General features: G+C 75.1%; 6 protein-coding genes and 1 pseudogene. 5 read left to right on the top strand and 2 right to left on the bottom strand.

All coding sequences use genetic code 11. The annotated features are described in order from the left end of the window. Positions 1-1192, top strand: a pseudogene (locus DKT68_RS28075) (hypothetical protein); the annotation flags it as partial. A 15-nt stretch (positions 1193-1207) separates the two neighbouring features. On the opposite strand, the gene DKT68_RS28070 reads toward DKT68_RS28075, so the two are convergent. Together DKT68_RS28070 and DKT68_RS28065 are read right to left on the bottom strand one after the other, a co-directional pair. Continuing rightward, complete coding sequence (locus DKT68_RS28070; RefSeq protein WP_201749217.1) at positions 1208-2395, bottom strand: NADH-quinone oxidoreductase subunit D; 1188 nt, start codon at positions 2393-2395, stop codon at positions 1208-1210. Next, positions 2392-3720 (bottom strand): SAM-dependent methyltransferase, encoded by a 1329-nt coding sequence (locus DKT68_RS28065; RefSeq protein WP_236647102.1) that lies wholly within the window; start codon positions 3718-3720, stop codon positions 2392-2394. The genes DKT68_RS28070 and DKT68_RS28065 overlap by 4 nt, the downstream gene beginning before the upstream one ends. A 168-nt stretch (positions 3721-3888) precedes the next feature. Here DKT68_RS28065 and DKT68_RS28055 point away from each other — a divergent pair, with 168 nt between their 5' ends. From DKT68_RS28055 to DKT68_RS28040, 4 genes are all read left to right on the top strand, one after another. Further along, a complete protein-coding gene (locus DKT68_RS28055; RefSeq protein ID WP_236647101.1) occupies positions 3889-4869 on the top strand; it encodes a Rossmann-like and DUF2520 domain-containing protein in 981 nt (326 codons plus the stop codon). Beyond that, positions 4866-5714: a pantoate--beta-alanine ligase gene (panC, locus tag DKT68_RS28050; RefSeq protein ID WP_109820391.1), complete on the top strand. Its 849-nt coding sequence runs from the start codon at positions 4866-4868 to the stop codon at positions 5712-5714. Before DKT68_RS28055 ends, panC begins: the two co-directional genes overlap by 4 nt. 40 nt (positions 5715-5754) lie before the next feature. Then, complete coding sequence (panD, locus tag DKT68_RS28045; protein ID WP_109820390.1) at positions 5755-6183, top strand: aspartate 1-decarboxylase; 429 nt, start codon at positions 5755-5757, stop codon at positions 6181-6183. A 96-nt stretch (positions 6184-6279) separates the two neighbouring features. Further along, positions 6280-7176: a septum formation family protein gene (locus DKT68_RS28040; RefSeq protein ID WP_109820389.1), complete on the top strand. Its 897-nt coding sequence runs from the start codon at positions 6280-6282 to the stop codon at positions 7174-7176. Positions 7177-7336: the final 160 nt, after the last annotated feature.

Here is a 7336-nt window from a genome sequence, read left to right as displayed (position 1 = left end):
GACCGGCCGGAGCCGGGTGTCGGGCCCGGAGGACGTCGCCGCCCGGCGTGGCCGCCCCGAGCGCCCGGACGATGAACCGCCGGCGTACCACCGGGCGTCCGCCGAGGCCGCGCAGCCGGCCAGCGGCGTGTACGGCGGGGAGCGGCCGGCCGCCGCCGGGTACGCCTCGGCGCACCGGCCTCCTGAGCACGACCGCGCCGAGCCGGCGCACCGTCCGGTCGGCGTGGTGCGGCACACCGAGACCGTGCACGTCACCACCCGGCACACCGTGGTGGACGGGGGCGCCGCCGAGCCCGGCGGCCGGTACGGGGGCGGGTACGCCGGCCAGTGGTCCCCGCCGGCGCAGGAGTGGACCCGGGGCGGTGGCGCGGAGGAGCGTTCCCGGCCGGCCGACCGCTCGTGGGGTGAGCCGGAGGAGCACCCGCGGTCCGGGTACGGCGACGACCGTGCCCGCCCCGCCGATGACCGTTCGTGGGGCGCGCAGCCCGCGAGCCGGGGTGAGCCCGGCTGGACGGACCGCCGGGACGAGCCGGAGTGGACCGATCCGCGTGACACGTACGCCCCACCGGACGAGCCCGGCTGGGGGTCGGGGCCGCAGCGCGTACCGGACCGGCCGCAGCCTGCTTCCTGGGCGAGCCCGGACGACCGGGGCTGGTCGGAGCAGCGTGAACCCGACCGGGCGAGCGCCGCCGCGCCGCAGCCCGGGCCGGCCCTGCGGGCGGACGACACCGGCGAGTACTGGTCACAGCTGCGCACGGGCGACCGCTGGGCGGCCGTCCGCGACGACGAGGACGGCCGTGAGCTGCGCGTCGGTGAGCGCCGGGCCGAGGTGCACGCCGACGCCACCGGCACCGAGTACCGGATGGCCGACCGCTGGGCCGCCGTCCGCCACGAGGAGCCGCGCCGGCACGAGGACGCGCGCCGGCACGAGGAGCCGCGCCGCCACGAGGAGCCGCGCCGGTACGAGGAGCGCGAGTCGTACCACCGGGACGAGCGGGCGGACCGGCCGGCGCTGCCGGTGGGTGGCGTGCCGGTGCCGGACGAGTGGCGCCCGCCACGCCAACGCGGCCACCAGGCGGAGCCCGCACCGGAGCGGGCCGGCCGGCGCCGGGACGAGGAACGGTACGGCTACCCGCCGCAGGACGACGTCCCGCGCGCCGGCGGCGCCCCGGTCACGGACCGCTGGCGCTGATCCGGCGCTGGCCGGTCACTTGTCGATGTCGCCGACCACGAAGAACATCGAGCCGAGGATGGCGATCAGGTCCGGCACGAGGCAGCCGGGGAGCAGGGTGGCCAGCGCCTGCACGTTCGCGTACGACGCGGTGCGCAGCTTCAACCGCCAGGGCGTCTTCTCACCACGGGAGACCAGGTAGTAGCCGTTGATGCCGAGCGGGTTCTCGGTCCAGGCGTAGGTGTGGCCCTCCGGCGCCTTCAGCACCTTGGGCAGCCGAATGTTGATCGGCCCGGTCAGCCGGTCCACCCGGTCCAGGCACTGCTCGGCGAGGTCCAGCGAGGCGTACACCTGGTCGAGCAGCACCTCGAAGCGGGCGTGGCAGTCGCCGGCGGTGCGGGTGACCACCGGCACGTCCAGCTCGTCGTAGGCCAGGTAGGGATCGTCGCGGCGCAGGTCCAGGTCGAGCCCGGAGGCCCGGGCCACCGGCCCGGACGCGCCGAACGCTGCGGCGTCGGCGGCGGAGAGCACCCCCACGCCCACCGTCCGAGCCAGGAAGATCTCGTTGCGGCGGATCAGGTGGTCCAGGTCGGGCAGCCGCCGGCGTACCTCGCCGATCGCCGCGCGGGCCCGTCCGGTCCACCCGTACGGAACCTCCTCCTTGAGCCCGCCCACCCGGTTGAACATGTAGTGGATGCGGCCGCCGGAGACCTCCTCCATCACCGCCTGGATGGTCTCGCGCTCCCGGAAGGCGTAGAAGACCGGCGTGATCGCCCCGATCTCCAGCGGGTAGGAGCCGAGGAACATCAGGTGGTTGAGCACCCGGTTCAGCTCGGCGAGCGCCATCCGCAGCCAGGTGGCACGCTCCGGCACCTCCATGCCCATCAGCCGTTCCACCGCGAGCACCACACCCAGCTCGTTGGAGAACGCCGAGAGCCAGTCGTGCCGGTTGGCCAGCACGATGATCTGCCGGTAGTCGCGCACCTCGAAGAGCTTCTCCGCCCCCCGGTGCATGTAGCCGACGATCGGTTCGCAGGCGATCACCCGCTCGCCGTCGAGCACCAGTTTCAGCCGCAGCACGCCGTGCGTGGAGGGGTGCTGGGGGCCGATGTTCAGCACCATGTCGGTGCCGAGCTGCTGACCGCCGGTCCCGGCCACCAGGCCGGCCCCGGTGCCGACGGTCAGTTCACGGAGGTCCCCGGCGTCGGTGGTCATGCCCGTCATCGTGCCACGGCCGGGCCGAGCGGGATGCCGACCGGTTGCCGCAGCCACCAGTGCCCGCCGAGCCCGGCCGGGTCGGTCAGCTCGGCCACCGCCGACGCGGCGGCCAGCGCCCGCACGTACCCCGCCGGGTCGGAGCCGGCCAGGCTCAGCGGCGGTCGGCCGCCGTCGGCGCCGAGCGCCCGCAGCGCCTCCCGCTGAGAGACCAGGGAGTACGCGCACCGGGCGACCGCCGCACCGGCGGAGGCGACCGAGTCCATGGCCACGTGGGCGGTCACGTCAGCAGACCCGTCCGGCACCGGAGGCACCTGCCGCCCAGCCCGGTACCCGGTCAACGTCCCGTCGACCGGCCGGCTCTTCCGCAGGTGCCCGTAGTCGACCGCCACCGCCATCCCGCGCTGGATCTTCCTAACCGCGCCCGCCCACGCTCGGTCCCTGGTCCGGCCGATCTCGGCCCGCCGTTGGTCGCTGTGGGGGGTTTCCGGGCAGCCCGGCCGGCTCCGGGCGGTCAGGCTTGATCCCTCCGCCGGCCGGGCTGCCCGGAAACCCGACTCGGTTGCGCCAGCCGCGCCCGTCCAGGCCTGGGCCCGATCCGGGTCACCGTCGGCACCGGGAGAGCTGGTGGGCCACCATTCCGTCAGCCAGTCGAGATCATCGAGGCTGACGAGTTCCCCGACGGTCTCCACCCCACTGGCCGGGTCGACCAGCACGTACCGCCAGCCGTCCTCGGTGTGCACCGCCACATCCAGCGGAACGTTGTCCAACCACTCAGTGGCCAGCAGCACCCCGGTGATCTCAGCAGGAACCTCGGACACCCACTCGATCTCTTCAGGCAGGTGTTCGGGTCGCGGTGCCAGCTCCACCGCCGTCAACCGCACCCGTTCCGCCAGCGACGGACGAACGGCGACCGACGACGGCTCCTCGCCCGACGGACGGGCGGAGGCCGCGGAAGTCAGGGTTTCCGGGGAGCCCGCCCGCGGAGGGATCAAGCCTGACCGCCCGGAGCGGGTGGGCTCCCCGGAAACCCCCACCGCGAGCCCGGCGGCGTCCTCGGTCAAGACGAGCCCGGCGGCGTCCTCAGTTGAGACCAGGCTGAGCAGGGCATGCAGTAACTCCCCGCGCCCAGCCCCCACGTCGACCACGGAGAGGCGGGGAGGGCGGCCGAGGGCCGCGTCGACCTCGGAGATCAGGCGCAACAGCGCGCCGGCGAACGCCGGGGAGGCGTGCACGCTGGTCCGGAAGTGGTCGGCCGGTCCGGCACCAGCGACGAAGAAGCCGCCCGGCCCGTAGAGGGCCCGGCTCATCGCGTCCCGCCAGGGGATCGGCATCAGTTCCCTCCACGGTCAGGTGGCACCACCGTTCCGACCCTACGGTCACCGGTTGAGGGGGCCCTTCCTTCGGTGGTGAAGGTTTTCACACATGCTTGTCCCGGTTCGGCGGGCCGGGCGCATACTTGCGATCGACCGGTACCCCTTCTCGAGGACTGGATCGTCGTCATGAGCGCACCGTTGCGCCCGCGTCCGGCCGCCCCGCACGGGCCCGCCGCATCGCGGGATCGCGCCGTCACCGGCGCCCCGGCTGCCGTCACCTCCCGCCTGCTCACCGTCGGTGTCGTCGGCGCCGGACGGGTCGGTGCCGTGCTGGGCGCCGCACTCGCCGCCGCTGGCCACCGCGTCGTCGCCGTCGCCGGCACCTCCGGAGCGAGCCGGGCCCGGCTCGCCCTGCTGCTGCCCGAGGTGCCCCGCCGCCCGGTGACCGCCGTCGCCCACGCCGCCGTCGACCTGCTGCTGATCGCGGTGCCGGACGACGCGCTGGCCGGGGTGGTCGCCGACCTGGCCCACCGGGGCGCGCTGCGTCCGGGCCAGGTGGTCGCCCACACCTCCGGCGCGCACGGGCTGGCCGTGCTGGCGCCGGCCGCCGCGGTGGGCGCCCGGCCGCTCGCCCTGCACCCCGCGATGACCTTCACCGGTACGCCGGACGACCTGCCCCGGCTGGCCGGCATCTCGTACGGGGTGACCGCCCCGGCGGAGCTGCGCCCGTTGGCCGCCCGGCTGGTCGCCGACCTCGGGGGTGTACCCGAGTGGGTGGGTGAGGCCGACCGCCCGCTCTACCACGCCGCGCTGGCGCACGGCGCGAACCACCTGGTGACCCTGGTGAACGAGGCGGCCGACCGGCTGCGCGACGCCGGGGTGGCCCGGCCGGAGAAGGTGCTCGCCCCGCTGCTGCGGGCCGCCCTGGAGAACGCGCTGCGGCTCGGCGACGACGCGCTGACCGGCCCGGTGTCCCGCGGTGACGCGGGCACCGTCCAGCGGCACCTGACCCGGTTGGCCGCCACCGCGCCGGAGTCCGTTCCGGCCTACCTCGCGCTGGCCCGGCGTACCGCCGACCGGGCGATCGCCGCCGGCCGGTTGCGGCCGGCGGACGCTGCGTCGCTGCTCGGCGTGCTCGCCGGCAGTGGCCGGGAGGTGGCCGCATGACGCAGCTTGTGCACACCCGCGTCGAGCTGGCCGAGGCGCGTGCCGCGCTGAAGGGCACGGTGGGCGTGGTCATGACGATGGGTGCCCTGCACTCCGGGCACGAGACGCTGCTGCGGGCGGCCCGGGAACAGGCCGACCACGTGCTGGTGACGATCTTCGTGAACCCGTTGCAGTTCGGGCCGAACGAGGACTTCGACCGCTATCCGCGGACCCTGGACGCGGATCTGGAGGTGTGCCGGCGGGCGGGCGCCGACGTGGTCTTCGCCCCGTCGGTCGCCGAGATGTACCCGGACGGCCAGCCCCGGGTGCGGCTTGACCCGGGTCCGCTCGGCGGGGAGCTGGAGGGTGCCAGTCGCCCCGGCTTCTTCCACGGCGTGCTCACCGTGGTGCTGAAGCTGCTCCAGATCACCCAGCCCGACCTGGCGTTCTTCGGCGAGAAGGACTACCAGCAGCTCACCCTGGTCCGGCGGATGGTCCGCGACCTGGACGTGCCCGTCGCGGTGGTGGGCGTGCCGACCGTCCGGGAGCCGGACGGGTTGGCGTTGTCCAGCCGCAACCGCTACCTGAGCGGGCCGGAGCGGGCCGCCGCGCTGAGCCTGTCCGCGGCGCTGCGGGCCGGGGCGCGGGCCGCCGACGCTGGCCTGGACGCGGGGGCGGTGCTGACCGCCGCGCACGCCGCGTTCGGCGCGGGTACGCCGGGCGCCCGGCTCGACTACCTGGTGCTCACCGATCCGGAGCTGGAGCCGGGGCCGGTGTCCGGGCCGGCGCGGCTGGTGATCGCCGCGTGGGTGGGCGCCACGCGGCTGATCGACAACGCGTCGATCCACCTCGCCCCCCGTTCCTGACCCCGGCCGCACTCCACCACTTTCACGAAAGGCCATCCCGATGCTGCGCACCATGCTCAAGTCGAAGATCCACCGGGCCACGGTGACCCAGGCCGACCTGCACTACGTCGGTTCGGTGACGGTGGACGAGGACCTGCTCGACGCCGCCGACCTGCTCCCCGGCGAGCAGGTGGCGATCGTGGACATCACCAACGGGGCCCGGCTCGAGACGTACGTCATTCCGGGCGAGCGGGGCAGCGGCGTGATCGGCATCAACGGGGCGGCCGCGCACCTGGTGCACCCCGGTGACCTGGTCATCCTGATCTCGTACGGGCAGATGGACGACGCCGAGGCCCGGTCGTACCGGCCGCGGGTGGTGCACGTGGACGCCGACAACCGGGTGGTCGAGCTGGGCGCCGACCCGGCCGCGGCGGCACCCGGCACGGCCGGCGACCCGGTGCCCAGCCCGCTGGCCGTGGTGAACGCCTGATCTCACGTACGACGATTCCGGTCTGTCACCGGAAGGTCATTTCCGGTTACCCTTGTCACGCCGTCGGAAGATGGTCGGTGGCTGGGGGAGGCCGCGATGCGCCGTGCCATGACGACCCTGCTCGCCACTGCCGTCACGGCGGTTCTGCTGGTCGGCTGCGCCGGGTCCGGCGACCTGGACGGTGACCTGACCGACGACTGGGCGGCGCTGCCGCCCGCGACGGCGTTCACCCCGGCAGCCGGCGTGTGTCAGGCGGCCGACTTCACCGACGTGGTCACGCTGGCCAGCTACCAGCCGATGGACTGCGCCGGCCCCCACCGGGTGGAGACCGTGCATGTGGGGGCGTTCCCGGCCGAGCGGACCGCCGCCCCGGCCGGAGGCTCGGCGGAGTTGCGCGGCGCGTTCGCCGAGTGCGACACCCGGGCGACCGGGTACGTGGGCGACGACTGGAGGGCCGGCCGGCTGCGGCTGTCGGTGGCGCTGCCCTCGCAGCCGGGCTGGGCGGCCGGTTCCCGCTGGTACCGCTGCGATCTGAGCGAGCTGACCACGGTGGAGGCGGCGGCCACGGTGGTGGTCCGCTCAGGCAGCCTGCGGGACGCGTTGAAGGGTCCCTCCGGGCTGCGGTTGGGCTGCCAGCAGACCCGCGGCGGGGCCGGCCGGGGCGTGCAGACGCTGGTCCCGGTGGAGTGCGCTGCCCGCCACGACGCCGAGTTCGTCGGGGTGTGGCGGGCACCGGACCGGCCGTACCCGACCCGGGACGCCGACTGGGCGCCGCTCTACACCGGCTGCCGCAGCGTCCTCGGCAGGTACGTGGGGGTGCCCGACGACGCCGGCCTGCGGTTCCGCAGTGGGGTGGTGGTCCGCCCACCCGGTGCGGGGCGCTGGCGGGTCGGCGACCGGGGCGTCCGCTGCTACCTGTGGCTCAGCGACCGTACGGTGACCGCCTCGCTGCGGGGCGCGGGCCCGGCGGGCCTGCCGGTCCGGACGAAGTGACCACGGCCTCCCGGTCGGCGCGGCCCGGTCGGCGTCGGACGGGGTAGCCCAAACCACTCGTCCAGCCCCCGCCGCCCCGGACGAGGATGGTTCGGGTTGACTGGGGGGATGGACCTCCCGACCGTCGACCTGCCGGCCCTGCCCCCGTTGCTGGCCGCGC

Origin of the sequence: Micromonospora acroterricola, from assembly GCF_003172955.1 — a bacterium.
Lineage (GTDB): Bacteria > Actinomycetota > Actinomycetes > Mycobacteriales > Micromonosporaceae > Micromonospora > Micromonospora acroterricola.
Note: the sequence above shows the minus strand (reverse complement) of the source record. Positions and strands in the feature narration are given on the sequence as shown.

What these genes read in the sequence shown, in the direction of transcription:
- DKT68_RS28070 (WP_201749217.1), bottom strand. Translation starts at nt 2,395, where the DNA reads ATGACGGGCATGACCACCGACGCCGGGGACCTCCGTGAACTGACCGTC.
- DKT68_RS28065 (WP_236647102.1), bottom strand. Translation starts at nt 3,720, where the DNA reads ATGCCGATCCCCTGGCGGGACGCGATGAGCCGGGCCCTCTACGGGCCG.
- DKT68_RS28055 (WP_236647101.1), top strand. Translation starts at nt 3,889, where the DNA reads ATGAGCGCACCGTTGCGCCCGCGTCCGGCCGCCCCGCACGGGCCCGCC.
- panC (WP_109820391.1), top strand. Translation starts at nt 4,866, where the DNA reads ATGACGCAGCTTGTGCACACCCGCGTCGAGCTGGCCGAGGCGCGTGCC.
- DKT68_RS28040 (WP_109820389.1), top strand. Translation starts at nt 6,280, where the DNA reads ATGCGCCGTGCCATGACGACCCTGCTCGCCACTGCCGTCACGGCGGTT.
- panD (WP_109820390.1), top strand. Translation starts at nt 5,755, where the DNA reads ATGCTGCGCACCATGCTCAAGTCGAAGATCCACCGGGCCACGGTGACC.